Origin of the sequence: Methanofollis sp. W23 (genome assembly GCF_017875325.1) — an archaeon.
Classification (GTDB): domain Archaea; phylum Halobacteriota; class Methanomicrobia; order Methanomicrobiales; family Methanofollaceae; genus Methanofollis.
Map to the genome: position 1 here is coordinate 628,998 of NZ_JAGGMN010000001.1, position 26,727 is coordinate 655,724.

Sequence of the window (26,727 nt, forward strand, 5' to 3'; positions counted from 1 at the left end):
GAATAGTTTCACTCCTTTATGGTCATCAGCCCTGAAACCGCGGCGACGAGCGCCAGGGCGTCTTTCAGCCGGGTGATCTCACCCGCTGTCTCTTCGATCTCCCTGTCACGCCGCGTCGACGCAATGCGGACCGCCGTGCCGGTGACCTGGACCGCCTCGTCCAGTTCAGCCTCCAGGTCATCCCTGAACCGCCTGAAGGCGGCGTCGATGTTCTGGCGCGTCGCCCACCTGAGGTTCTCGACATTGTGGAGGGCGAGGCGTTTGATCTGGTCGGAGAGCCTCTCCCGTATCCGCCTCACTCGCAGACGAGGCGGCATGACCCGCTCGATGAGGTCGGCGCCGACAGGGGAGAGGACACTCCCCCAGTGTTTCCGCGAGACCCAGAAGGGTTCGCGCTCGACCACATAGATCTCGCGCCGAGGACCGGCCGGAGTCTGGACCGCGAAGAGCGTGGCCGCCTCCTGGCGCACGCTCTCGACAAGACCGTCGACCTGGTCCTGGTGACGCTGGAGTCTCGCGGCGAGGACCCGGTCGACACGATCGGTGATCTCTGCGAGGAGCCCTGCGAAGTAGCCAGGAATAAAAGCGTCGAGGGCGTCAATGGCGGCCTGCTCGTCCAGAGGCCCCTGCGGAGAGGTGCGGAGCGCCTCAAAGGCGACCTCGTCCAGGCGTGCGATCGCACGCTCCCTGAGGCGCCCGGCCTCGACTTCAAGGAGGGCGTTCACCCGCCGGTGGTCGCCCTCGATCTGGTCGGCGATCGCCTGGCGCTTCTCCTCCGCCTCCCTGATCACAGCGTCGAAGACCAGGCACTTCTCTTCGAGGTCTTCGAGAGGGGTCTCGTGCGAGCGGAGTTCGAGTTCGAGGTGGAACCTGAGTTCGTCCACGACGGTGCGGGCCCGCCGCTCCATCGCCTCACAGAGGACGTCTTCTTTCTCGTGGACGAGGAAGGTGACAAGGTGGTCGACGACGGCGTCAAGCCCGCTCTGCCGCCAGGCCTCCTCATCGCCTTCCTCCCGCGCTCGGAGTCCGGCCCTGGCCGAGACCGGAAAGATCGTCAGGTCGTCCCCGTCCTCGCCGGTCTCCCCTGCAAGCACCTCCCTGAGAAACGCGACGGCCTCCTCCCGTTCGTCCTCTGAGAGGTAGTCGACCTTATTGAGGAGGAAGAAGAGACGCGGGACCGCCTGGCGCACCTCGCGGAGGAAGCCGACCTCGACCTCGGTGATCGGCGGGTCTGCGGAGAGGAGGAAGAGGGCGGCGTCGCATCGAGGGAGGAGGGCGAGGGTCGTCTCGGTGTTGTGGCGGTGAGTGGACCCGATGCCAGGCGTGTCGATGAGCACCACGTCCTCGAGCAGGGGCGCCGGGTGGACTACCTCGACCGAAGCGACGTGTTTTTCGTTTGCCGGGTTGCGGTCTTCGGCGACATAGTCGAGGAGGACGGCTCTCATCTCCCCGGCGTCCCCGGCCTCGACGACCTTCTCCTCCCCTTCGTCCTCGAACCTGACCCGCACCTCCCGCCGCGCCCCATGGGTGACGACGGTCGGGACGGCGGTGAGCGGGACCACCCCGCGTGGCAGGACGTCCTCACCGATGAGGGCGTTCAACAACGTGCTCTTGCCGCGTTTGAACTGGCCGAGCACGGCAAGATGAAATCTGCCGGTGTCGAGGCGGTCGGCAAGATCGAGAAGACGGGTCTCGTACCTGGCGTAGTCTGGCCCGAGGCCGCGGACGCACGCGATCGCACGCTCAAGGGTCTCGGGTCGGTGGGGAGAGGCGGGGGCTCCCTCGTGGTTAAGTGTCTGCTGCATGCTCCTTCTCCGGTGCGAGATTACGAAATGCTCGGGGAACGCAGGAGTTATCAGCACAAAAGGCGGTTTACGGTGAACTCCATCACCTGAATAGAATGAATTATGCACCGGTGCCGCATTAATTCTTTGCAATCGGGTGAGGGAGATGTGATGAAGGACATCTTTTGGGAATCAAAATGATGGCGTTCATCTGATCCTGCACCCTGCGATCTCCTGCCTCTCGCCATGCCGGGGGTCCGGGGGCACTCGTCCCCCGGCGCGAGACGAAGGAAAGGCGGTCCAATCGCGCTCACACCAAAACGTCGTGAAGGATTCTCCAGACCTGGATCGTTCCATCTCGATCCGGTCCCCTCTCCCACCCACACTTCCAAAAATCTCAGAGCAACAAAAAAAGATTAGTGCCTGAAGTAGCGCACGCCGGTGAAGACCATCGCCACATTCAGTTTGTTTGCGGCGTCGATCACTTCCTGGTCGCGGATCGACCCTCCAGGCTGGACAAGCGCCGTCGCCCCGGCCTCTGCGGCGACCTCGAGGGTGTCGGCAAATGGCAGGAACGCATCCGACGCCACGACCGAGCCCTTCAGAGACGACCGAGCCTTCTCGACGGCGATCTTTGCCGACTCGACCCGGTTCATCTGCCCCGCACCGATCCCGATGGCGGCATGATCATTGGCAAAGATGATCGCGTTGCTCTTCGTGTGCTTGCAGACCTTCATCGCAAACCGCATCGCCGCGATCTCTTCCGCGGTCGGGTCACGCTCTGAGACGACCTTCCAGTCCTCCTTTGGCACACCCGTCCGCTGGACCAGCACCCCGCCGTCGATGGACCTGAGCCTGTCGGCCGTGGAGGGCTCTGGCATGACCAGCACCCGCATGTTCGGCTTCTTCGTCATGATCTCGAGGGCCTCAGGCGTGAACGACGGCGCCACGATCACCTCGACGAAGGTACCGCAGAGTTCCTCGGCGATCGGGGTGTCGACCTCGGTGTTGAGGGCCACGATCGAGCCATAGGCCGAGATCGGATCGACCTCGCGGGCGGCCAGATAGGCCTCGAGCCCGTCCTTCCCGGTGGCGACCCCGCACGGGTTGTTGTGCTTGACGATCACCGAGGTAGGTCCGTCGAACTCGCGCAGCAGAGAGACCGCCGCATCGACATCGAGATAGTTGTTGTAGGACATCTCCTTGCCCTGGAGCGTCGTCTGCCCCGCGATCCCGTGGTCCCCGTAGACCGCCGCCTGCTGGTGCGGGTTCTCGCCGTAGCGCAGACCCCGGCGGTTCGTGAACTGCACCGTGTAGACCTCAGGGAAGTCGGTCTCGATCGAGTGCAGGTGGTTGGAGATGGCCGCATCGTACGCCGCCGTGCGGGCAAAGACCTTCTTTGCAAGCCCGAGCCGCTGCTCGTAGGTGAACCCGCCCCTGGCGACGTTCTCCTTGACCATCGCGTAGTCTGCCGGGTCGACGACGACCGAGACATACTTGAAGTTCTTGGCCGCCGCCCTGATCATCGCCGGACCGCCGATATCGATGTACTCGATGAGGTCGTCGAGCGCCAGGTCTTCCCCTGCCATTTTCTCGAATGGATAGAGGTTGACGACCAGCAGGTCGATGGGGTTGATGTCGAGGTCCTTCATGACCTCGGCGTCCACGTCCGGCCTGCCAAGGAGGCCGCCGTGCACGCGCGGGTGGAGGGTCTTGACCCTCCCGTCCATGATCTCAGGCGAACCCGTGTAGTCGGAGACCTCAACAAAATCGATCCCTGCTTCACCGAGGGCCCGTCCGGTCCCCCCCGAACTGATGATACGGTAGCCGTTCTCAACAAGGGTCTGTGCAAGATCCACAATCCCGGTCTTGTCCCAGACAGAGAGAAGTGCCCATTTCATGCTGGATATATGGCCCTCAGAGGACTTATACCTTTCAAGCGCACGATGCAACTTCTTATCCGCCCGCCCGACAAACAGAGTCAGCGATCATATGCAGGAACCCGCCGTCAAGAAAACCCTCTACTGGTGCCCGGTCTGCAACCTCCCACTCATCGGCAAGAAATGCCGGTGCGGGGCGCAGGGCGTCGGCATCGCCCTCCAGAAACCCTACGACGTCAGACCGGCGCTGCGCCACGACATGGCCCTCCTGCGTGCCCTCCTCCGTGACCGGTTCGGGACCGACCGCCTGCCGCAGGTGGTCCTCTTCAACAAGATCGGCGGCGTGGACCGTGCTGAGTCGGTCATCGCCGGCGGGGTCGTCGTCGGACGCCTCACCTACGACCCGGCCTCCAGGACCTACACCTTCGACCTCTCCCAGGACGCCCTCCCCTTCCTCCTCCCTTCCATCACGAAGGGCATCGTCGACATCACCGAGGCCGCCGAGAAGCAAGGGATGAACCAGGGCCGGATCGGCGGCAAGAATGTCAGGGTCGGGACGACCGCCCTCGCCGACGGCCCGGTGGTGGTGAAGATGGGCGCCCTCGCCGGGGTCGGGACGCTCAGGGAAGGGAAGGTGAAGGTGAAACAGATCGGACGCGTCGACCCGCTCGACCCCGCCGGGGTTCCTGACCCCTCGTGGACCGAGACCGGGAAGGCGAACGCCAAACACCTCAAGAACCTGGAGAGGACTGCGGTCAGGTTCATCAGACAGCACATGCACGACCGCCCCAGGGCAAATGTCTCGTTCTCGGGCGGGAAGGACAGCACGGTCGTCCTCGAACTTGCCAGGCGGGCCGGGGTCGAGGAGGCCTATTATGTGGACACCGGACTGGAGTTCCCTGAGACCGTGGCGTTCGTGAAGGAGTGCGGGATCGAGACGGTGCTGCATGGCCGCGACTTCTGGTCTGAACTGAACCATTATGGCCTGCCAAGGAAGGACGACCGCTGGTGTTGCGAGCGCCTCAAACTCCAGCCGGTGAAGGACTGGCTCGCACAGAGCGGGCCGTGCGTCACGGTCCAAGGCAACCGGTGGTACGAGTCGTTCTCGCGCTCGACCCTCCCGCCGGTGATCGAGAACCCCTTCAACCCGCGGCAGCTGAACATCTCGCCGATCAGAAACTGGCGGGCCCTCGAGGTCTTCCTGTACCTCTGGTGGCGCCAGGTGCCGTACAACCCGCTCTACGAGGAGGGGTTCGAGCGGGTCGGGTGCTGGCTCTGCCCGGCGATGCTGGAGAGTGAGGCGGGGCGGACGCGTGACCTCCACCCTGACCTTATGGCGAGGTGGGACAAACACCTCCGCGCCTGGGCGAAGAAGGAGCGGATCCCGCTGCGGGGTGTCGAACTCGGGGTCTGGCGCTGGCAGGAGCCGCCCCCGAAGATGCGGGAACTCGCGGCGCAGTGCGGGATCACGCTTCCAAAGAAGAGACAAAAGCGATAAAAACCATATTTTTTCCTTTGATTTGGTAATCAGGTGATAATCTATGGATGTCTCTCTGCCCCCCACAAGAAATTATATATAGAACTTCATTGCAACAGATATTGTCACATTTACGAGGCATTCCATGCAGACGGATATGAACCGGAAGGCGTCGAAAGATTCCTCGGCGTCGAGAGAGGCAGGCCCCCCCCATACCGTCGGAGAAGGAGGCGTCGCCGAAGATCCCTGTCAGAAACTCAGAGAAGAGAACGAGACACTCAAGAAGACCTCTGAGGATCTGAACCAGCAGTACCTCCGTCTTGCTGCGGACTTCGACAACTTCAGAAAGCGTACCGCACGGCAGAAAGAAGAGGTCAGGCAGTTTGCGCTTGAAAATTTCGCCGTCGAACTGCTGGAAGTTGCCGACAACTTCGAGCGGGCGTTGAAGGGTGACGATACCTCCCTCCGCGAGGGGCTTGAAAGCATCCAGAAAGAATTCACCGGGATCATGGAGAAACACGGGGTCAGGCCGATCGAGGCCGTGCACCAGGATTTCAATCCTGAATCGCACGAAGCGGTCGCCTGCATCCCGTCAGACCACCCCGAAGGCACAGTCGTTGAAGAATTCATCCGCGGCTACTGCATGCACGACAAGGTCATCAGGCATGCAAAGGTCGCAGTCTCCAAAGGAAAAGAGTAAAGGAGCATTATCATGGCATCGGAAAAGATACTTGGCATTGACCTTGGTACGACGAACTCATGCATGGCGATCATGGAAGGCGGCAACCCGGCCGTCATCGCCAACGCCGAAGGCGGCAGGACGACCCCCTCGGTCGTGGCGTTCAGCAAGGACGGCGAGCGCCTGGTCGGCAGCGTCGCCAAGAGGCAGGCGATCACCAACCCCAAGAAGACGATCATCTCGATCAAGCGCAAGATGGGGTCTGAAGAGACCGTCGCCATTGACGACAAGAACTACACCCCGCAGGAGATCTCGGCCATGATCCTCCAGAAGATGAAGCTCGACGCCGAGGCCTACCTTGGCGAGGAGATCACCAAGGCGGTCATCACGGTCCCGGCCTACTTCAACGACGCCCAGCGTCAGGCGACGAAGGACGCCGGCAAGATCGCAGGGCTCGACGTGATGAGGATCATCAACGAACCGACGGCGAGCGCCCTTGCCTACGGTATCGAGAAGGAAGAGGAGTCGACGATCCTCGTCTACGACCTGGGCGGCGGCACCTTCGATGTCTCTCTTCTCCAGCTCGGCGACGGGGTCTTCGAGGTGAAGGCGACGGCCGGGAACAACCGTCTCGGCGGCGACGACTTCGACCAGAAGGTTGTCGAGTGGATCGTCTCTGAGTTCAAGGCAAAAGAGGGGATAGACCTCAGCAAGGACCCGATGGCGATGCAGCGGGTGAGGGACGCCGCCGAGAACGCCAAAAAGGAGCTCTCGACCGTCCAGAAGACGAACATCAACCTCCCCTACATCACCACCGACGAGACCGGACCGAAGTTCCTGGACCTCGACCTCAGCCGTGCAAAGTTCGAGCAGCTCATCGGCGACCTGGTCGAGAAGACGATCGAGCCGGTGAAGCAGGCGCTCTCTGACGCAAAATTGACCGCCTCCGACATCGACCATGTCCTGCTGGTCGGCGGGTCGACCCGTGTCCCGCTGGTCCAGGAGATGGTGAAGAAGGTCACCGGCAAGGACCCTGACAAGGGGATCAACCCTGACGAGTGTGTGGCAGTCGGTGCGGCGATCCAGGGCGGGGTGCTTACCGGCGAGGCAAAGGACGTGCTCCTCCTCGATGTCGCCCCGCTTTCCCTCGGGATCGAGACCCTGGGCGGGATCGCCACCCAGTTGATCGAGCGCAACACCACCATCCCGACGAGGAAGAGCCAGATCTTCTCGACGGCGGCGGACGGTCAGACGAGTGTCGAGATCCATGTGATCCAGGGCGAGCGTGCCCTTGCAAAGGACAACTACACCCTGGGCCGCTTCCAGCTTGCCGGGATCCCGCCGGCACCTCGGGGCATCCCGCAGATCGAGGTCACCTTCGATATCGACGCCAACGGGATCGTCCATGTCTCTGCCAAGGACCTTGGCACCGGCAAGGAGCAGACCATCACCATCAAGGGCGGCAAGGGTCTCTCAGACGAAGAGATCGAGAAGATGGTTGACGACGCGAAGGGCGCCGAGGAAGAGGACAAGCAGAAGCGCGAGGAGATCGAGGTCCGCAACAATGCCGACGCGGCGGTCTATGCCGCCGAGAAGGCGATCAAGGAGTCGGGCGACAAGATCTCTGAGGACGAGAAGAAGAAGATCGAGGACGGTTCTGAGGCCCTGAAGAAGGCGCTGGAGGGCGACGACATCGAGGAGATCAAGAAGAAGATGGAGGAGCTTACCGAGGCCGTCTACGCGGTCACCGCCAGGATCTACGAGGAAGCCCAGAAGGCGCAGCAGGCCGCCGGGGCCGAAGGCGCGGGCGCTGCAGGGGCCGGAGCCGGGCCTGAGGATGCCAAGAAGCAGGACGACGATGTCGTCGATGCCGACTTCGACGTCAAGGACGAGAAGAAGAAAGAGTGAGCATCGATGAGTGCGGGAAGCTACTATGATGTCCTCGGCGTCTCGCGAGACGCCAGTCAGCAGGAGATCAAGAAGGCGTACCGCAACCTTGCACGCAAGTACCACCCTGATGTCTGCAAGGAACCGGGCGCAGAAGAAAAATTCAAAGAGATCAACGAGGCCTATTCGGTCCTCTCAGATGAGCAGAAGAAGGCCCAGTACGATAATGTAGGCCACGAGGCGTTCACCAACGCCTCGAAGGGCTCATACTCGGGCAGCGGCGGATATGGCGGGTTCCAGGCAGACTTCAGCGGGTTTGGGGACATCTTCGATACCTTCTTTGGTGGGGGCGGCGGACCGAGGGGTCCGCGAGGCCCCAAGCCCGGCGCCGATCTCCTTCTCAGGATGAAGATCAGTCTCAGGGACGCGGTCTTCGGGGTCGACCGCGAGGTCGAGGTCTATCATAGCGAGTCCTGTCCTGACTGCGAGGGGACCGGGAGCAAGAACAAGAAGATGCGCGCCTGCGCGAAGTGCGGGGGGAGCGGGCAGATCAGGCAGGTGAGCCAGTCGCTCTTCGGGCAGTTCGTGAGGATGAGCACCTGTCCTGACTGTAATGGTCGGGGGAAGGTCCCTGAGGAGCCGTGCTCGATGTGCGGCGGGAGTGGCCATACCAGGGTGAAGAGGAAGGTCACGGTCCATGTCCCGGCGGGTGCGTATTCGGGGCTCCGTCTCAGGATGGAAGGCTACGGCGAGGCCGGCGAGTATGGGGCGCCGGTCGGCGACCTGTATGTCGAGGTCCTGGTCGAGGAGCACCCGAAGTTTGTCCGCACCGGCGACAACCTGGAGACTGAGGTGAAGGTCACCCCGGCCCAGGCGACGGTCGGGTCTTCGGTCGAGGTGAAGACGATCGATGAGCGCACGGTCGAGTTGAAGATCCCGGCAGGGATCCAGCACGGCATGGCCCTCCGTATCCCTGGCGAGGGGGTGCGTCGGCGGGGGAAGGCCGGTGATCTCCTGGTCAGGGTGCGGGTGGTCGTGCCAAAGAAGGTCTCTGACGAGGAGAAGGAGTTGTACGAGAAGATCCTCGAGATCGAGCAGAAGAGTTCTGAGAAGAAGGGGTTCTTCAAGGATTTCGTGGACAAGATGCGGGGCGGGGCTGAAGAGTAGGCCCTTTCTCGCGTGTTTTTTTCTGAATTTGTTGTGCGTCTCATGCCCTGGGTGTGCCCCTCGATTTTTTGAAGTGATGATTTTTTCTGGCGGGATATGTTTCGGTGATCTCGTGCATGGGAGATCAAATTGTGAAGAGTCGGCTCTGTAGAATTCCTCATCTTTTCTTGGTTTGAGTATGATTCAACCGCCTTTCCCCATCTTCTCGTCGGGGGACGAGTGCCCCCGGACCCCTGACGATGGCGATTGGTCGAGAATGACAGAAGCGGAGATCAGATGAGTGTTCTCTGTGTTGATCGCCGGAGTACCGCCCCCGACCACTCGTCGTATGGGGATCGAGGGAGACGTATTCGGGAGGGTAGGATGGGGGCCTTCATATCATTCACCAGGGCACTCCCATCGAACGTCAAAAATTCACGGCACACTCTTTGATCACCAGATGCCTGGGCGGGACAGGGCGGAGTCGGCCCTGGTGTGAGCGGTAAGAAAACTACAAAAAAAGAGAGACAGAGGGGTGTGACTCTCACCCGGCACGCGTCTTTTCCGTCAGTTCGTCATAGACCTCTATCGTGCCGTCGAAAGAATCGCAGACGTACCACGTCTCTCCCTCATCGTCGATGAACTCCCATACCGGACTGGACCGCGACATGGTCTGCAGGCAGGGCTTCCAGACCAGTCTGGCGTCCAGGTCGTCGTCATGGCCGCGCGCGGAGAGTGCCTCCCTGGCCTTGTCCAGTGTCGGCCGCACGACGTCCTCTGTCTGTATGGATGGAGCACCCACGCCGCCGAAGAGTGCAATCTCGTCCATGACGGTAATCTCTGCCACGACAGTGATATACCCGTCCTTTTCAAACGGGACGAGGTAGTAGTCGTTCAGTTTTTCGTCCCGCGAGTATACATAGACCGGTTCGCCCGCCACTGCACCGTCCAGTTCGTCCTGGAAGACCCCATGGCGGTTCATCCGCTCACGGGCAAATGCGGCGAGGTCGGAGTCTTCTGTCAGGAGCATGGCGTCGTCCTTATTACTCAACGTGAGGTTCCTGGCCGCGAGCACGTCTTCTATGGTCTCGACAGATGTCTGGTTGTGGGTTTTAGCCAGAGGCGTCTTGTTCTCCTCGTCTGAAAGACGGGTGATGGTTCCAACCATTGTTTTGCTCTCTGTCGCGTTGAGATCTGGTCCAGGGGAGTTGGTGCCAGGACCGGAGAGGAACCAGTACGAGACCAGAACAAGTGCCAGCAGGACCAGGATACTGGTCCCAAAAAGTGTGCGTTTTTTCATTTCATCACCTTCATGGGAGTCGCAGGGGACCGGGGGCGTGCAGGCCGCCTCCGCGGGCAAATATAATTGTGCGTGGATATATTGGTTGTGATCGCGCCCTCTCCTCTCTCGAAAAATGGCTCTGTAGAACCCCTCGCCAATTCTTGACGAGGCCACCGCTCGCGCCTGCCTCCTCTCAGTCTCCTCGAATTCTCATGCCAGGCCCGGGGCGGGATCAGCACCTATACATCTCCTGAGGCCGACCCTTTTGAGACATTTATGCCCAACTACTGCCCGAACTGCGGAACGCCGATCAAGGAGAGGGATGGCGCCGTCTGCCCGAACTGCGGGGCGCACTTCTCGCCCACGAAACAGAAGAACCTCGCGATCGCCCTCATCTGCGCCATCTCGTGCCCAGGCCTCGGCCAGGTCTACAACGGCGAGATCGGGAAAGGGGTGCTGGTCCTCCTCGGGACCGCCGTCGGCACTCTCCTCCTTATCCCCGGGCTGATCGTCTATCTCTACGGGATCTATGACGGGTATCGGACCGCAGAGAAGATGAATGCCGGGGAGGTCCCGTTCAGGGAGACCAACGTCCTCTTGATGATCCTCTTTGTCGGACTCCTGGTCCTGGGCCTTTTTGTGCTTGTCCTCCTTGCGGTCTCGGCGGCGTTTGTGTACGGGATGGGGGCGTTCTGACGTTTTTTTCTTCTTGAGATTAAGAGACCTTAAATGAACAGACTGAAGAGATGGACCGGGCATAAATAAAAATCCACAAATATAGGGGTATCAATCTTTCTCTTATCATGTCTGGCTACTGTTCCAACTGTGGCACCCCCCTCGAACATGACGACGCAGGATCATGTCCTGAGTGCGGCGTGCAGATACACCCTCCGGAGAAGAAGAGCGTCGCGCTCGCCGCGATCTGCTCGTTCCTGATACCTGGTCTTGGTCAGGTGTACAACGGGGACCTCAAGAGGGGGTTTGGGATCCTCCTCGGGACCGCGATCGGCACGGTCCTCCTCCTCATCCCCGGGCTGATCGTCTGGCTCTATGGGATCTATGACGCATATAAGACCGCACAGGGGATCAATGCCGGTGAAGTCCCTTTCAGGGAGAACAGCGGCCTCAAGATGGTCCTCTTCGTCGGCCTCTGGTTTGTGGCTTCCATCGTCGCCGGCACCCTCATGGCGGCGATTATGGTCTTCATGACATATGCCCCCTAAATTGATTCTTCGACTCTGTAGAATCGGGCATGAGGGTGGGGTTCAAGCATACGCGGTTGAAAATCGTTCTGAGCAGCGCTACAGAGTTTAAGAGGGTCCTTCTCCTCGCGATTGGATATCTGGAAGATCCGGTTTCATCGCCGCCCCCTGCACATCTTCGTCGTGGGGGGTTCCGGGGGGTGCAACCCCCCGGCGTGAGACGGCAGTGAAGGTTCTGTGATTGGGGACGGCACCCATGATCATCACACCTTCCCATACTCTCGTGTCGGGGGCGAATGCCCCCCGGACCCCAGGGGACCACGAGAGGGGCGAGAAGGCACAATCGATGATCTTGAAAAGGGGATCGCCGTCCTTGACCTCTCGTGGTGCGGGGGGGCTCGGGGGACGGCCAGCCCCCCGCCAGAGAGAGACATCCAGAGGAGTTCTCCAGAGCCGAAAAAAGAAAAAAAGAAAAAAAGATTTACGCCGGCGCCGGGGCGCTGTCATAGACGAGGGTCATGTACCTCGCTCCAAAGATCCCGATCAGCGGGTAGAGGAGGAGGGCGACGAGCCAGCCGAGGAGCGGGATCATCATGACGGCGACGAACCCCAGGCCGATCGCCACGCCCACCGCCCAGAGCACGATGAGGGCGATGAAGAAGGGGCCCCATCCGACCGCACCGATATGCGCCAGGATCGCCGAGATGTTGAAGGCCTCGCCGAAACTCCCGGTCCTGGCAAACCTGATGAACCCAAAGAGGGCGACGAGGCTGATAAGAAACCCGACGACCATGATGACCAGGACCCCGAGGAGCACTGTCCCGGCCCCGGCGACGGCCCCGACGTCGGACCCGCTGGCCATGAGCATGAGCGCCCCGCCGAAGAAGACCAGGGCGAGGATGAACACCGGGATGCCGTAGATGATATCGACGATGAGAAACTTGATCCCGTCGATAAAGAGCGTGACCCAGTCCTTGAGTTCAGGCGCCGGTTTCGTCCCGCGGTAAACCTCCATCAGGTATCCAAAATACACGGGGAAGATGATCATCGAGATGAAGAGGAGGAGCCACTTCCCCCATTTTCCCCAGACCGCGTCCTTCGTATATTCGAAGGAATCTCCAAGCATGAAGCCATAATCCATAAGAGCACACCTCCAGGTGTGTAAATTTCAGTGCCGGTTTTACCATATATTCATTTCGCAATTTGGAATTTCCATGCAGGTATTTTTTTCAGAATATTCTTCTTACTCGCCCCTGTCTATTGTGGGGGGATGTGTGTCCCCCGCCGTCCTCTCTCTCCAGTCTGGGACGGTACGCCTCTGGCAGAGAGCGCCATCCAGAAGATTTTTAGGGCGAAAAAAAGGAGAACCTATTCTGGCACCGTGGCGCTCTCGTAGATGAGCGTCACGTAACGTGCGACAAAGATCGAGAAGACCGGTGCAAGGACGAGGAGGAGCAGACCCCCCAGGACCGGGATGAGCATCAGCACAAAGGTCACCGCCCAGACCACAAGATACGCGATGACCAGGGCGACAAGATACTGGAGCCACCCGACCGCACCGATATGCCTGAAGATCGCCGAGAGATTGAAGGCCTCGCCGAAACGCTCGGTCCGTGCAAGCCTGATCGCCCCAAAGATCGAGACCAGACCGATGAGGACCGCGAGGACGAAGAGGACGATTGTCCCGATGACAAAGGTCGCCGAACCTGCGGCCGTCAGGCCGCCGCCGGTATAAAATGCCAGCGCCGCCCCGCCGAAAAAGACCATGGCGAGGATGATGACCGGGATGTTGTAGATGATCTGGACGAGGAAGAGTTTGACCCCGTCGATGAAGAGTTTGATCCAGTCTTCGAGTTCGGGCGCCATCAGTTTTCCCCGGTAAATTTCCATCATATATCCCATGATCAGGGGAAAGATGATCGACGAGATGATCAGCAGCAGCCACTTCACCCATTTTCCCCAGACCGCCTCTTTCGTATACTCATAGGACCTGCCTATCAGCGTTCCGTACTCCATCCTGTACCCCTCCACGAAGTGCGGCGAGAAAGGGTACGAGATGATATAAGTCTGCCGAGGCGAGAGAGCAGATCTGTCGGTGCCGGGCAGAAGAAGAGAACGCCATGGGCGATTGCCGTGTGACGGTTCGGTGGCGGGGTGATCAGGATGGAGCGCTACGCCCTCTCTTCCACAGCAGGGCATTCGCCCCCTCTGCGGGGTGTGGGAAGGCGGGATGTATGGGTGCGCAACGAAGAGGGGAGCGGGGAGGTATCATCCAAGGTCAGATCACCAGACACTTCAAGCCCGACGACATTCTTTCATCGAGAAGGTCCATGCCGTCGGTCAGAAGATGCCCTGCCTGTGATCTGTATTATGACGAGACTCTGCCTGCATGCCCGTTCTGCGGGGCCCCAAACGATTCTCTGCCGCACAACAGGGATGCCGCCCCTTCGCCACCATCCGACAGTGCCCCTCCTCGTTCGCTGGACGTGAAAAAAATCCGCACCCCCCTGGTCGCCGCCCTCTGCAGTCTCCTGTGGGTCGGGTGGGGGCAGTGGTATAATGGGAGGACCGACGACGGCCTCGTCTATCTTGGGGCATACACGGTCACGGCGCTCTTTGCCACCCTGCTCGTGGTGCCTCTCTTCTTTGTCTCGGTCTGGGCGTCGGTGATCCTGCTCCTGCTCGCCGTCCTCCTGGTGATCGCGATCCTCGGCCATTCGGTCTACGACGCCTACCGCACGGCAAGGAGGATCAACCTGGGCGAGGCGGAGTTTGCCGGGAAGAGCAGGTTGTTCTGGGTGCCGGTCGCGGTGTATCTCTGCGTGTTCGTCGTGACGGCGGCGGCCCTGCTCGTCGTCCCGGCGCCTCAGGCAGAGGGGCAGGTCCAGGTCGATGTCCAGGAGACTCCTGTGCCCGCGGCGACCACGCCGCCGTCGCCCGACACCCAGAGAACAGAGTTCTTCGACCTCTTCTTAACAAGAGACGATCTCCCTGAGGGGTATGCGGCGCCCAGGTACAGGTTGAGGCCTGAGTCTGAACTCTCCCCGACGATGAGAGCGTTCGGGGCCGATGTCGGGTTCGTGGAATTTTTTTCAGAAGACCCCGCACCAGAGCCTGGGGACCTTGTCATCTCGCAGACCCTCATCACCTTCCCTGAAGGAAATGCCACCAGGATGGTCGACTCTGACTATGAGACCTACTCAGTCGGACGAAACGAAGTGCTCGACCCCCCCGCCGTCGGGGAACACTCAGCGGCATTCAAACTGATCGGACGTGACCGGAATACGACCGAGGACCACATTCACTACGTGATCACCTTCTCGCAATATGATCTCTATGAGATGTTCGTGACCGTCGGGCCAGACCCTGAGTATGACCTGCTCGAAGATCTCGCGGTGAAGGCGGCGGCAAAGATCCCGTGAGGTCGGGGGGACTTGAAATAAAATGGGTTCTTGCCCGCTCCTTGTGAAGAGAGGGGAGGGTGCGCGCGCGGATCGGTGAGCATGAAGCAGGAGATCTGGTCCCTGACCGGTCGTGAGGCAGGGCGCGGGCGCGAACGTCTTGATGAATCTCTCTGGCGGGGGGCTTGGCCGCCCCCGGACCCCCAGGAGGAAGATATGTGCGGGGATGACATTGGTGATACCAGTTATTTTGTTGCAGGGGTGGGGTCGATTTATAGGAGGTAAAAAGCCTGCCTGACCCCGAGATCATGATCGAAAAACTTCGCCCCGCCTGGAACAAAAAAAAAATCCGGCTCGCAATAATGATTTTCCAACAGACAGGGATCTGCGATTCCGTCCTCCTCTGTGACTCGTGAGGTCTCCCCCGGGGAACGAAATTGACCGCACATGGTCGAGTGATTGGAACTCGCTCGTCCCGAGAAGGGTCGAACGACGGGAGGGCGAGTTCACAACAGATATATAATACAAAAGGAATAGTTCGCGAGGAGAGGGCCGAAATGATCCCTCTGCAGGGTTCTGTAACCTTGCCAGAAGATCGACACCACCCCGTGACGTCCATTCTCCCTGTAGATCGTGGGGTGTGCGTGTCTCTGACACCATTGTGACAGGGGTTTTCAGCCATGAAGATCAGAAGAAGAACTCGTATCTGGATGCCGGTACTGGCGGGCGTAGTAATAGCATTCGTATTTTGTGGGTATCTCTCCGCGAACCCGTGCGATGAAGTCTCTTCTGAAGAAGAGATGATCATGGATGTGCTTCCAGATATCAGGGCCGACGATCTCGAGTGGCTCCTGGGTCGTCATGTCTACAGAACCTATGGACAGGTAACTCCATTGAATGATACGGAAACCGAAGGGAAATGGTTTCACGACCTCTCTTTTGTTCTGAATAAATCGAAACCAGGTCTTGCCTCGTTCTTCCCTGAAGGTCCAGTATGCGGTTATGGCATCAATTACCTGGGGGCCATCGAAGTCTATCTCAATGAGAACGAAGACTACGATGAGACGACGACGGACGCAATATACGCTATTATCGACGGGTGTGGGAAGGCGGAGGGGGTCAATGCCACACCTGTCATATTCATCCATGCATCGCCTATGAAACTGGATTAGACGATTCTGAATCGCTCGGTACGTGGAAGGGATGAGTGCGAAGTGCATGACTCATGCTTTTTTTGGCCCTGTAGAAATCCTCTTGATCGTTCTCTTCGACGGGGGGGCTGCCCGTGACGTGAGCATAAGGGAAGGCGGATGACACGCATTCTCCCCACGAGAAGTGAGGGTTTCTACAGAACCAGATGATCTATCGTTTCTGTATTTATTCGTCCCTGAAGCGGGCGTAGAGCACTTCGTCCATGATCGTTCCGTTCTTTGTGACCGCTCTTTTGTGCACGGCCTCCCGTTGAAAACCGCACTTTTCAAGGACACGCCCTGATGCATGGTTGTTCTCAAAGATTCCTGCCTGGATTCTGACGACGTCCAGACGCTCGAAGGCGATCGGTACGAGGGCCTTTACCGCTTCTGTTACAATTCCCCTGCCCTGATAGGGTGTGGCCAGCCAGTACCCGATCTCCGCCGTATTTCTGTACACATCCTCAAGAGGAGTGACGCCGATTCCACCGGCCGCCTCTTCGTCTACCTCTATTGCGAGCAGAATCGCAGACGACGTGCCTGATGCCATATGTATGAAACGCTCCGCATCGTTCAGGGAATAGGGAAAAGGAAAGCCGTCCCGCATAGAACCCGCGATATCCGGATTGTTCGCATGGCATGCAAGGGCGGGTGCATCATCGATCTCCCAGGGACGAAGAGATGCTGATGGTGTCCTGATACAGAGGGGCGGTTTCATCATATCATATCTCGTGCACGGGTATTTTCTTTTATCTGTTCATTATTATTCGATCGATTGTGCCGATATCTCTCGGCCCTGTAGAATTTTTTCTGGATGGGCTACCTGGGGTGTGACGATCTGCAGATCAGATGAAGGCGAAGATCTTTTTTGCCGACGAGAAACTCAGGGATATGTTTGCCCCCCTGAAAAATTCGCGTCGCTCTGAGGGTGTTCGATGTCCTGGCAGAGAATGCCTTCTGTGGTGTCCGGATCCAGAAAAAGCAGGTGCCGAAGGTGTACCGGCAGCGCCATTCTTCGATACAAAATCTCTGGAAGTACAACCTGACCGGTTCCTGGCGCCTGATCTATACTGTGGTCAGCGACGGCGAAACGATCGTAGTGATATCGAGTGGCTGGACCACACGGGCTATGAGCGGTGGTCTGGGTACTGACTGTTTCACCCCTGGCACTACTGGATCTGGACCGGGTTTTGATCTGGGATAAGCCTATTTTTCGGGGTGTGATCAACGACCTATTTTTTCGGCTCTGTAGAAATCCTCTTGATAGTTCTCTTCGACGGGGGGTTGCACCCCCCGGACCCCCCGCCACACGATAGGTCGAGGACGGCATCCCGTCTTTCAGGATCTTCTATTCAGCCTTCCCGCCTCAATCTTCATCCTGGGGGTCCGGGGGCAGCGCCCCCGGCGGGAGGCTATGAGAAGGCGGATGACACACATTCTCCCCACGATATGTGAGGGTTTCTACAGAGCCATTTTTTCCATTGCTGGTGTGGTGGTTCGATGCGAATCACGGAATTCGCGTGATGGGCACTATTATCAGTCAGATAATATTTCTGGTTCACTTTGAGTGAGTGAGAATGTGGGAAATTAAAAAGGATTATTTACGTGGGCAATAAAATATTGGGTCTGGTGATTTTGTGGAAAGAATAAATAATTATGCATATGACTTTGCGATATCGTATGCTGGAGAGGATCTCAACATTGCTAAAGAAATTAAACAGTCAATATCTGAAAAATCAGGACGATATAATGTTTTTCTTGCATCAGATGAACAAAGTACCCTAGTAGGTACAGATGGGGAAAAATTTTTTGAAGATTTATTTAAAAATTCAAAACAGGTTATTGTTCTTTTTTCAGAAAATTATAAGCGAAAAGATTGGCCTCGTTTTGAATTCGATGTTATCCAGAAAAGAGATGAAAAAAACAGATTTATCCCTATAAAATTAGATGAAGTACAGATCTATGGGCTTCCGTCTACAATATTGTATATGTCTTTCTCAAATAATCCTGAGGAGATTGCTGAAATAGCAATAAATAAATTAATTGAATTTGAAAGGGACAACGGTATCCAAAGGGAAACTGAACTTCAAAATAATATACGAACCCTAAAGAACTCAAAAGGCGCACTTGACAGGGCTTACCAGTTGGTCATTGACGACCGTGAAAGAACTCCTCTTGATGATATTGATTTCCCTGACGGAAGTTTTCAGAAGTCCTATTCTATTATTAACATAGAAGATATATCCTACTCAAAAATATCAAGAATAGAGGTCAAGATCAATATTCCTGCTAATTTGAATAAAGAAACTGTTGAGTATAATATAAAACATTGTAATGCGTCAGTATTTAATGAGCATAAACCGGAAGCTTTGGCAATACATGTCTATTCTGATCAAGCTTCAAATTTCCTGGGATTCGATGATAGATACAACGTTGCTAGTTCTAATTTCGCTCTTTATGGTGAATGGGGTAGAGCAGAAGAGAGCTTTGCATACAATATGCCTGTAAGTAAATTTGGATACACTATAAAATATGAGGACAGTTATTTCAATAATGACATAAAAATCGATTCAGGCCAGGATATCGCTAAAAAACTTGTATATGAACTGTTTGAGGAAAAGATATCTCAATTTATCCGTGATTCTCAAGATACTAAAACAAGAGATGTACTTAAAAAATTTGAAAAAATCAAGCCAGTTGAAGTTAAAAAAATGTTGAATAATTTAAAAAAGAAAAAATTGATTAAAAAAGTTGGATCGAAATACAACTGGCATTGGGAGATCGCAAATAAATAACGATATTCTCCCTCGCATTAAGAGTCCCAATTTTTTCACCGTTTATATGTTGATAAGATATCATTTACTGTGAAGGGGGTACATTTTTCGAGATCCTTATAAACCCGGAGGGCCCGTGCGAGGGCCGGGATCCCAATCGTTCCGCTCGGCGCAACCACTCTCCTGATCAACGTCTCCCCCTACCCCGTCATCCCCGCGGCGATACCATTTCCCCCAACTTCTCAAGCGCCCTCTCGACCGGCGTCTCAGGTTCCTGAAACGTCTGCTCGGTGATGGCGGTGAGGACGACCTTTTCGGCGGGGTCGAACATCCGCCTGGTCCATGAGGCGTCGCCCTGCCAGACACACTCGAACTCGTCGCGCTCGTCCCGCGCCCGCACCTCCTGCAGGGGCCCGACCGCACGCCTGTCCCCGATCTCGCCGAGGGCCCAGGCCGCAACCCAGACATAGTCGGAGCAGGCGCTTGAGAGGCCACCGACCAGGGGTTCGACCGCCCGGCGGTCTTTCAGTCTCCCGAGGGCCCAGGTGGAGGCCATGTTCAGGGTGAATACTCCTTCTCCCTGGACCATGGAACTCGTGAAGTTCAGGGAGGCGATGAGGGGGGGGACGGCACGGGGATCGCCGAGATGGCCGAGGGCCCAGGCGGCCTTCCACCGGACGGCGATCTCGTCGTCGGTGAGTTTCTCTATCAGGGACGCTCCGGGGTCGGCGCCAAGGTCAGTGAACTCGTCTCTCCAGTCCCAGGACTCCTTCTCAAATACGTGGATCGTGCGGCCCATAGCCGGGGAGTATGGGCCATGCCATATATCTCTTCCCAGGGCCAAACCAGAGACATATGCCATTTCTCGGAGGGAGGGATCGTGAGGTGCAGCAGGCGAGAACTCCGGTGGTCCTGGTCCATGGATGGAAGAGTCATCCTGGGGTCTGGAACCATCTGGTCCGGCGGATCGAGGAGGCCTCGGTCCCGTACCTCGTCTTTGACCACAGCACGATGAAAAACGCCTCGATTGCCAGGACCGCCACCGCCCTCCAGGACCGGATCGCACAGATGCGCCAGGAGACCGGGTATGCCGGGCCCGTGGATATGGTCTGCCACTCGATCGGAGGGTGCATCGCGAGGTACCTTATAGAGGTGATCGACCAGGAGAGGCGCGAGGAGCAGGTCGGGCAGGTTATCTGCCTTGGCCCCCCGAACAACGGATCTTCCATTGCCGAACTCTTCAACGACCCTGAGCACGGCCCCCACCTTCTCGACCAACTTGCAGGCGTCTTCGTGCCCCGCACCTACGACCCCGCCGCCGACCTCATGGCCCAGGAGGTGCGGCCTGGCAGCAGGACCATGGCGGCGCTGGCGGGCGCAGGGGTCCGCAAGGACGTCGCCTACAGACTGGTCCTCACCGCCAACCTCTCTGCCACGCCTGCGTTCTTCCCCTGGTCCGAAGGAAAGACCTGGACCCTCGGCCCTGGCGGAGAGTGGGAGACGACCTATGCCGGCGACGGGATCGTCTCGCACCGCGACTCCTACCTCCCTGGCGCCGGTATGGACATCCTCCCGGCGGGTCGGTCAGGACTCGGGGAGCACCCTGAGCAGTATTGTCATCTCACCCTGCCGCGGAACCCCGAGGTGATCGCACGGGTGATGGAGTACCTCCTCGACCCGGCGACGCCGTCGCAGCAGGTCTGCCAGGCCCGCAGAGATCAGGAGGCGCCGGGAAACCAGGATGGAGAGAGATGACGAGGGGAGAAAGATCCCCTCTCCAGCACGGGCGCCGCCGCCCCTATCCTATGCCCCTGGCGAGATCCTGGCGTCTTCCTGGGGCACCTCAATCCCGAGGCGGCGGTAGAGCGCCCCTGGACCGGGGTCTCGTCCCAGGAAATTTCTGAGAAGCACCATGCCGTCCTCCATATTGCCCCGTGAGAGGATCTCGTCCCTGAACCTCGTCCCGGTGGCCTGGTCGGTCATCCCAATCTCCTCGAACACCTCGACGATATCGAGGGCATACACCTTCGACCAGAGATACCCGTAGTAGCCGGCATCGTAGCCGCCCATGAGATGGCCAAACGACGCCGGTTGATGGGTGCCGGGGAGCGGGCGGGTGCCGGTCACCTCCTCGTAGGTCAGGGCCCAGACCTCGGTCACGTCGACCGGGGCGGGGTCGGTGTGGAACCGCAGGTCTTCCAGGGAATTAACAAGCAGACGTGTGTATGCACTCCCCTCCCCGACCGTCCGCGCCGCAATGACGCGGTCGCGCAGGTCTGGCGGGATTTTTCTGGACTGATCAGTGTAATGCCCTGAGACCGCGTCCAGGACCGCGGGGTCCCATGCCCACTCTTCGAGCGCCTGGGACGGCGTCTCGACGAAATCGAACTCCACATCGAACCCTGAGAGCGTGGCATAGGGGGCGGTCGTCAGGAGATGGTGCAGCGCGTGCCCGGTCTCGTGGAAGAGGGTCTCGATCTCGTACATGGTCAGGAGCGCCGGACGGTCTTTCTCTGGAGCGTGGAAGTTGCCGATGATCGCCACGACCGGCGTCGAATAGACCCCCTCCTCGCTCCTCCCGCCGACCAGTGGCGCCGTACAGAAATGCCCGTACTTCCCCTCCCGCGGGTAGAGGTCGAGGTACAGGTAGCCGAGCGTCTCCGTCTCGGTCCCGCCCAGGTCTTCTACCGCATACAACCTCACCTCAGGGGCCCAGACAGGAGCGTCCTCGACCTCTGAAAACCCGATGCCAAAGAGGGTGCCGACAGTCTTGAAGAGTCCCTGGAGAACGGTCTCGACCGGGAAAAATTCCCTGACTTTTTCCTCGTCATAGGCATACTCCTCATGCCTCCAGACCTCCTGGAGGTACGCAAGGTCCCAGGGGTCGACCGCCGTCGCCGCCGGGTCCAGACGCCTCTTGACTACGAGAAGGCCCGTCATCTCGTCGGCATATTTCTTCTTCAGGGGCGCCTGGAGAGCGGTGAGAAAGGCCGTCACCCTGCCGGTGCGCTCCGCCATCCTGCCCTCGATCTGGTAGTCGGCCCATGTGGCATAGCCCAGTTCCCGTGCGATCTCGTCGCGGAGCACGATCGCCTCTTCGAGGAGCGGGGTGTTTGCCTCGGCCTGCCGGTTGTGGTACGCCGCGTACATCTTCCTGCGTGTCCCGGCGTCGTGGGCATGGGTCATCACCGCGATATAGTCGGGATATTTTGTGGTGACCAGACAGGTCCCCGCGGCCGTCTGCGAGCACCCCGCCGTCGTCGCCGCCGGGACGCCGGCAAGGTCGGCGGCGGTGCACTCGATCGTGGTGGTGTCGTTGTTGAGGTTGGCCGAGTACCTGGTCTCAAGCCCGCTCAACCTCGTCCTCATCTCCCGCACGTGTGCGAGCCGGTCTTCAGGGAGTTTCAGGCCGTGCTTCTCGAACTCCCTGAGGGTCACGTCGCGGAGGCGGGCCTCGTCCCGGGTGCGCGGGGCCTGGCCACGGAGGGTGTCGTAGAGGTCGCGCCTGGTATAGACCTGGGTCATGAAGACCGAGACGGCTTCTTCAGAGGCCATCCCTTCTGCGGCGATTTTTGCGTCCGGGTATACCGAGCCCATCAGCATGAAGGGGCAGACTGCATCGGCATACTCTGCAAGGGCATGGTCGAAGGCGAGGAACGTGGTCTCGAAGGTGCGTCTGTCAGGGGGGATCCCGGCGATGGCGTCGAGCGAGGCGCGTGCGGTCTCTTCGGCGGCCTTGTGCAGTCTGGTGATCTCGCCCTGGAGGTAGCGGGTCTGGATGGGTCTGTCGGCGTCTGCGATGAGGTGATGCGAGGTATGCATGGAGATCAGAGATTACGTCGCCCTGGAGGGAAAAAAAGGGTCGGGTCATTCGTTTCTTGGGACCCAGATGCTCTTGCCGGTGTAAGTGAGGCCGGGCGTGGCGCGGAGGCGTTCGAGGTCGTAGACCCTGGGGCCATACTGGTAGTCGGCCTCCTGGTACCACCATGCCGGGTATCCGGGTTCGTCGACCTCCCCGGTCGCCGGGTCGGTGATGAGTCCGTTCGAGTACTTCACGATGAGCCTCGCCGAGAGGGCCTGCCACTCGTCGATGATCGCATCGCCCCGCCGCACGGTGACGTCGGTGAGGAGACGGCGGGCGCTGGCTTTCCTGTAATCTCGCGCCGGGGGATGGCACCCCTGAAGAACCGCGATCATGTTCAATCGCGTATGCGTGAACCAGGGTTCATGCCTGATTCTACAGAGTTGTATTTTTCATCATCACATGGACCTATCGGGATGGGATCCATTCACAGGGGGAGGGGAGGGGCTGAAAAATATCTATGGGTGGAGAATTATACAATCTGTTCATCAGAGGGGATCAGAGACGGTATTACTTTTGGACGATGATGACTGGGCGATATTACAGGACCGTCTGGCTCATCCTGAAAAATATGAGACTGAAGAGGGCCGGAAATTTATGGAAAGCGTAATAGATCTTGAGAATTCCGTGGACGTAATGGCAGATGTTGTTCACATTCCGGCCAGGTTTTTTAAGGAGGGTGAATATTGAGACGGGACGGCGGGGTTGAAATTCCCGCCGTCGTGTAGATCTTTTCACCCCGTGAGGGGGTGACGCGCAGACGTGCACGTCTCCTCCATCTCGCCTGGGCGCTCTTGAGAGATCTTTTTTCGGTTTTGCAGAAATCATCTTGATGGTTCTCTTCGACGGGGGGTTGGCCACCCCCCGAACCCCCCGCGCGACACGATAGGCGGCGGACTGCAACCCCCCTTTCATGGTTATTTCTCCGCCTTCCGCTACAATCTTCATCCTGGGGGTCCGGGGGCGGAACCCCCGGCGTGAGCATGGGAGAAGGCGATGGATTCAGTTCACAGGGGGGTTGAGGTGATGAAAAGAGGATGGTTTCTACAGAGCCATTTTTTCTTCTTGTGGTCGATCTGCTCACACCTCGAAAATTGAAAATGGTCTCGCGCTCTTTTTGGTCGCATCTCGATGATCAGAGATCTTTCTGTCAGGAAAATGCGGAGCATGTTCTGCGCATGAAAAATATTTTGTGACCCTGTAGAAACCCTCACTTATCGTAGGGAGAATGCGTGTCATCCGCCTTCCCATAGCCTCCCGCCGGGGGCGAGTGCCGCCCGGACCCCTGGGATGAAGATTGAGCCGGGAAGGCACCATCAATGACCATGAAGAGGGATTGCCGTCCTCTCCTATCCTCGTGGTGCGGGGGTTCGGGGGGTGCACCCCCCCGCCGAAGAGAACGATCAAGAGGGCCCTGTAGAAACCCCCACCAATTCCTGATGCGAGCGTGACTCAACCTCCTTCCCCATCATCTCACCGGGGGCGAGTGCCGCCTGGACCTCCAGGACCACGATAGGGCTGGAAGGCAGAATCGATGACTTTGATGAGGGGGTGACTGGCAAAATAAATTTAAAGATGAAAATAGATTGATCAATCAAAGAAACAAGGCTCAGACAATTTTCAGAAGATCTGAGACACCACCGGAATCAAAGGGAAGTGGGAGAAAAAAATTCTAAGTTATAAAATTGATATTTTAATATAGAATTATACCGTTGATACAAAAAAGTGTGGAAAACCACTCTCGTCAATTTGATTAAATAAAATCCGGAACTTATAATGCAGCATGTAATAAAAAACTATGAAAACAAGTATTTAATGAGCTGTGCCGAACTTGTAAAAGAAACATGGGATTTTCATTCTAGTTATCAAGATCTAACAGATGTAATGCCTATCTACATTGCTTATGTGCGAGAATGTATAGATTTCAGCTTACACCTTGAAATCATCGTTGATGAAAACGATAAGGTTTGTGGGTTGCTTTTTGGCAGCATTGAGAATCCATCTTTTGTGAAAAAGATTAAGTGCTTTTCAAATCATTTGCAGACAAGATTATGGATACGGAAAAATTGGATCAGCGGTAAATTTGGGAACAAATCAGTTGCCTTTCAAAATTTAAAATCACACGCAAAAATTGAACAAGATGGTGAGAAATGTTCAGACCTTTTTGATGGTGAAGTAAATCTCTTTATTGTCAGCAAGGAACTTCGTGGCAAACGGTTTGGCTACAGGTTAATGAACAACTATGTGGAATTTTGCCGCAAAAATCATTTAAAAACCATATTTTTATGGACGGAGCTTGGTTGTAGTTATACCTTTTACGAACGCTATGGGTTTAAAAAATATTCTACTTTCCATAACGAAAACTTGACTGATGGAAACAAAACTCAAGATAACGGATTCGTATATTATTACGATATAAACAATCCAGAAGAAAGCGAAACAAAGATTACTTTACGCCCAGTTGATGATACAAACAAAAACGCAGTTGTAGCCCTTGAGGTATCAGAAAGCCAAAAGCATATGATTGAGCCTATTACAGAATGTTTGAATGATGCCCAGATACATGCTTATGATATAGAGTGGGAAACGTCTGCAATTCTTTTAAATAGCAAAGTGATTGGCTTTTCTATGTATGGTGTGTGGCACGACAGCAAAGGAAAAGATGAAGACGAAGTTTGGCTTGACCGTTTTATGATTGACCAGAAATATCAAGGCAAAGGCTACGGGAAATTGGCATTAAGAGAATTGATCGCTATGCTTACTGCAAAATACCATTGTGATGACATATACCTTTCTGTATATGAAAATAATCAATCGGCCATTGCTTTGTATAAAAAAACAGGTTTTAGATTTAATGGAGAAAAAGATGAAAATGGTGAACATGTTATGGTTCTTGAAATGTAATGAGTGAAATGAAGAAAGTGTATAGTTTGTGTATGGGAAGTGGATATACGGCTTTGTAGATCCCCTCACTTCTTCTCGGTGCAAGGGTGATTCAATCACCTTCCCACACAATCACGCCGGGGGCGAGTGCCGCCCGGGCCCCCGGCCCACCGGGACCACGATAGGGCCGGGAAGGCACCATCAATGACCATGAAGAGGGATTGCCGTCCTCTGCCTATCCTCGTGGGGGGGTCTGGGGGGCGGCCAAGCCCTCCGCCAGAGAACGATCAAGAGGATTTCTACAGAACCTATTTTGTATTTTCTTCACCGGGAATTTTCGAATCTCTGTGTTCGTGAACTCAGCGATATCCAGGTCTGTGGTATCGGGGATGAACCGAGTTCACGCATACACGAGTTGACACCCTCGCCGGACCCGCACCAGGATGAGGGAAGAGGATCCATACCGCCTGGAATCGATTTCCTGTACCCGTCCTGGACCCCACCTGGACCGTCAGGCCGAAACCTCCATGAAGGGGGAGCGGCCATGACCCCTCCAGTACAGGAGATGAATCAGACCATGACCGAGACCGTCCCCTATGAGATCACCGGCACGGCAGGAGCGATCGAGTTCCGGACCTATCCCGCCCTGGTGCTCGCCACCGTCGAGAGTGCCGGGGATGACCCCGGGTTCAACCTGCTCTTCAGTTATATCTCGGGGAACAACGCCCCCCGGCATACCATCTCGATGACTGCGCCGGTCATCACCGCCACGAAGATCCCGATGACCGCCCCGGTCGTCTCTGATGCGAGCACGATCTCGTTTGTGATGCCCCCAGGGAAAAACCTCGACGAGGTTCCCGAACCCCTGGACGACCGGGTGCGGATCGTGCCGGTGCCCGAACGGGAGGTTGCCGTTATCCGGTTCAGGGGAACTGCGTCGCAGGAAGAAGTGGAGGCGGCAGAGGCGCGGCTGCGGGACGGACTCGAAGAGGCCGGGGTCGAACCGGTGGGAGAGGCGTTTCTGATGCGCTACAACCCGCCCTGGGTGCCGGGGGTTCTCAGGCGAAACGAGGTGGGGATCGAGATCAGACGCTGAGACCGCCGCCCTTGCCCCTCGCCTGGCCCCTGGCGAAGAAGAATGGGTGGCAGTGAGCGCCTGAGCGCGGGGGCCCTTGTGCCGATGAGTTCTGGAAAATATGGTGTGCCTGATGAAAACTTGATCCTTATCCTTGCGTTTGATGAACGAACAGAGATCGAGTCATCGTGCCGCCCCTGCCTAT

At 57.3% G+C, this 26,727-nt stretch carries 22 protein-coding genes and 1 riboswitch; of the genes, 13 read left to right on the plus strand and 9 right to left on the minus strand.

Annotated features, from left to right (window positions below; all coding sequences use genetic code 11):
• Positions 1–8: 8 nt before the first annotated feature.
• The gene (locus J2129_RS02625) at positions 9–1,805 is read right to left on the minus strand and encodes a dynamin family protein (protein ID WP_209629300.1); all 1,797 of its coding nucleotides are present in this window, start codon (positions 1,803–1,805) and stop codon (positions 9–11) included.
• Positions 1,806–1,839: 34 nt separating this feature from the next.
• Positions 1,840–1,901, minus strand: a riboswitch (Fluoride riboswitch).
• A gap of 299 nt (positions 1,902–2,200) precedes the next feature.
• Positions 2,201–3,685 (minus strand): bifunctional phosphoribosylaminoimidazolecarboxamide formyltransferase/IMP cyclohydrolase, encoded by a 1,485-nt coding sequence (gene purH, locus J2129_RS02630; RefSeq protein ID WP_209629301.1) that lies wholly within the window; start codon positions 3,683–3,685, stop codon positions 2,201–2,203.
• 91 nt (positions 3,686–3,776) lie between these two features.
• On the opposite strand from purH, the gene J2129_RS02635 reads away from it, so the two are divergent.
• The 4 genes from J2129_RS02635 (at position 3,777) to dnaJ (ending at position 8,874) form a co-directional block, all read left to right on the plus strand.
• Positions 3,777–5,162 carry a phosphoadenosine phosphosulfate reductase family protein gene (locus J2129_RS02635; RefSeq protein WP_209629302.1) on the plus strand — a complete coding sequence of 462 codons (1,386 nt, stop codon included), beginning with the start codon at positions 3,777–3,779 and terminating at the stop codon, positions 5,160–5,162.
• Positions 5,163–5,286: 124 nt separating this feature from the next.
• Entirely contained in the window at positions 5,287–5,841 is a 555-nt protein-coding gene (locus tag J2129_RS02640; protein ID WP_245320551.1) for a nucleotide exchange factor GrpE, read from the plus strand.
• A 12-nt stretch (positions 5,842–5,853) separates the two neighbouring features.
• Positions 5,854–7,728, plus strand: a complete 1,875-nt coding sequence (gene dnaK, locus J2129_RS02645) for a molecular chaperone DnaK (protein WP_209629303.1) — start codon at positions 5,854–5,856, stop codon at positions 7,726–7,728.
• 6 nt (positions 7,729–7,734) lie between these two features.
• Positions 7,735–8,874: a molecular chaperone DnaJ gene (dnaJ, locus tag J2129_RS02650; protein WP_209629304.1), complete on the plus strand. Its 1,140-nt coding sequence runs from the start codon at positions 7,735–7,737 to the stop codon at positions 8,872–8,874.
• A gap of 523 nt (positions 8,875–9,397) precedes the next feature.
• Here dnaJ and J2129_RS02655 read toward each other — a convergent pair.
• A complete protein-coding gene (locus tag J2129_RS02655; protein ID WP_209629305.1) occupies positions 9,398–10,153 on the minus strand; it encodes a hypothetical protein in 756 nt (251 codons plus the stop codon).
• Positions 10,154–10,411: 258 nt separating this feature from the next.
• On the opposite strand from J2129_RS02655, the gene J2129_RS02660 reads away from it, so the two are divergent.
• Both J2129_RS02660 and J2129_RS02665 read left to right on the plus strand, forming a co-directional pair.
• Positions 10,412–10,831, plus strand: a complete 420-nt coding sequence (locus J2129_RS02660; protein WP_245320552.1) for a hypothetical protein — start codon at positions 10,412–10,414, stop codon at positions 10,829–10,831.
• 107 nt (positions 10,832–10,938) lie between these two features.
• Complete coding sequence (locus J2129_RS02665) at positions 10,939–11,358, plus strand: hypothetical protein (protein WP_209629306.1); 420 nt, start codon at positions 10,939–10,941, stop codon at positions 11,356–11,358.
• 460 nt (positions 11,359–11,818) lie between these two features.
• On the opposite strand, the gene J2129_RS02670 is transcribed toward J2129_RS02665, so the two are convergent.
• Both J2129_RS02670 and J2129_RS02675 read right to left on the minus strand, forming a co-directional pair.
• The gene (locus J2129_RS02670; protein ID WP_209629307.1) at positions 11,819–12,478 is read right to left on the minus strand and encodes a DUF4013 domain-containing protein; all 660 of its coding nucleotides are present in this window, start codon (positions 12,476–12,478) and stop codon (positions 11,819–11,821) included.
• A 227-nt stretch (positions 12,479–12,705) separates the two neighbouring features.
• The gene (locus J2129_RS02675) at positions 12,706–13,353 is read right to left on the minus strand and encodes a DUF4013 domain-containing protein (RefSeq protein WP_209629308.1); all 648 of its coding nucleotides are present in this window, start codon (positions 13,351–13,353) and stop codon (positions 12,706–12,708) included.
• Between the two features lie 470 nt (positions 13,354–13,823).
• Between J2129_RS02675 and J2129_RS02680 the strand changes: the two genes are divergently transcribed.
• Complete coding sequence (locus tag J2129_RS02680; protein ID WP_209629309.1) at positions 13,824–14,759, plus strand: hypothetical protein; 936 nt, start codon at positions 13,824–13,826, stop codon at positions 14,757–14,759.
• A gap of 659 nt (positions 14,760–15,418) precedes the next feature.
• Positions 15,419–15,910, plus strand: a complete 492-nt coding sequence (locus J2129_RS02685) for a hypothetical protein (protein WP_209629310.1) — start codon at positions 15,419–15,421, stop codon at positions 15,908–15,910.
• A 205-nt stretch (positions 15,911–16,115) separates the two neighbouring features.
• Here J2129_RS02685 and J2129_RS02690 read toward each other — a convergent pair whose 3' ends face one another.
• Complete coding sequence (locus tag J2129_RS02690; protein ID WP_245320554.1) at positions 16,116–16,646, minus strand: GNAT family protein; 531 nt, start codon at positions 16,644–16,646, stop codon at positions 16,116–16,118.
• Positions 16,647–17,565: 919 nt separating this feature from the next.
• Between J2129_RS02690 and J2129_RS02695 the strand changes: the two genes are divergently transcribed.
• A complete protein-coding gene (locus J2129_RS02695; RefSeq protein ID WP_209629312.1) occupies positions 17,566–18,723 on the plus strand; it encodes a toll/interleukin-1 receptor domain-containing protein in 1,158 nt (385 codons plus the stop codon).
• Positions 18,724–18,910: 187 nt separating this feature from the next.
• On the opposite strand, the gene J2129_RS02700 is transcribed toward J2129_RS02695, so the two are convergent.
• Positions 18,911–19,501: a HEAT repeat domain-containing protein gene (locus J2129_RS02700; RefSeq protein ID WP_209629313.1), complete on the minus strand. Its 591-nt coding sequence runs from the start codon at positions 19,499–19,501 to the stop codon at positions 18,911–18,913.
• An 86-nt stretch (positions 19,502–19,587) separates the two neighbouring features.
• On the opposite strand from J2129_RS02700, the gene J2129_RS02705 reads away from it, so the two are divergent.
• A complete protein-coding gene (locus tag J2129_RS02705) occupies positions 19,588–20,457 on the plus strand; it encodes an alpha/beta fold hydrolase (RefSeq protein ID WP_348632281.1) in 870 nt (289 codons plus the stop codon).
• Between the two features lie 48 nt (positions 20,458–20,505).
• On the opposite strand, the gene J2129_RS02710 is transcribed toward J2129_RS02705, so the two are convergent.
• Positions 20,506–22,524: a M3 family metallopeptidase gene (locus tag J2129_RS02710; protein ID WP_209629315.1), complete on the minus strand. Its 2,019-nt coding sequence runs from the start codon at positions 22,522–22,524 to the stop codon at positions 20,506–20,508.
• 45 nt (positions 22,525–22,569) lie between these two features.
• Positions 22,570–22,899 (minus strand): hypothetical protein, encoded by a 330-nt coding sequence (locus tag J2129_RS02715; protein WP_245320555.1) that lies wholly within the window; start codon positions 22,897–22,899, stop codon positions 22,570–22,572.
• A gap of 67 nt (positions 22,900–22,966) precedes the next feature.
• On the opposite strand from J2129_RS02715, the gene J2129_RS02720 reads away from it, so the two are divergent.
• The 3 genes from J2129_RS02720 to J2129_RS02730 all read left to right on the plus strand — a co-directional run bounded on the left by J2129_RS02720 (position 22,967) and on the right by J2129_RS02730 (position 26,543).
• Positions 22,967–23,254: a hypothetical protein gene (locus tag J2129_RS02720; protein WP_209629316.1), complete on the plus strand. Its 288-nt coding sequence runs from the start codon at positions 22,967–22,969 to the stop codon at positions 23,252–23,254.
• 1,086 nt (positions 23,255–24,340) lie between these two features.
• Positions 24,341–25,468, plus strand: a complete 1,128-nt coding sequence (locus tag J2129_RS02725) for a GNAT family N-acetyltransferase (protein ID WP_209629317.1) — start codon at positions 24,341–24,343, stop codon at positions 25,466–25,468.
• Between the two features lie 523 nt (positions 25,469–25,991).
• Positions 25,992–26,543, plus strand: a complete 552-nt coding sequence (locus J2129_RS02730; protein ID WP_245320561.1) for a heme-binding protein — start codon at positions 25,992–25,994, stop codon at positions 26,541–26,543.
• Positions 26,544–26,727 lie beyond the last annotated feature (184 nt).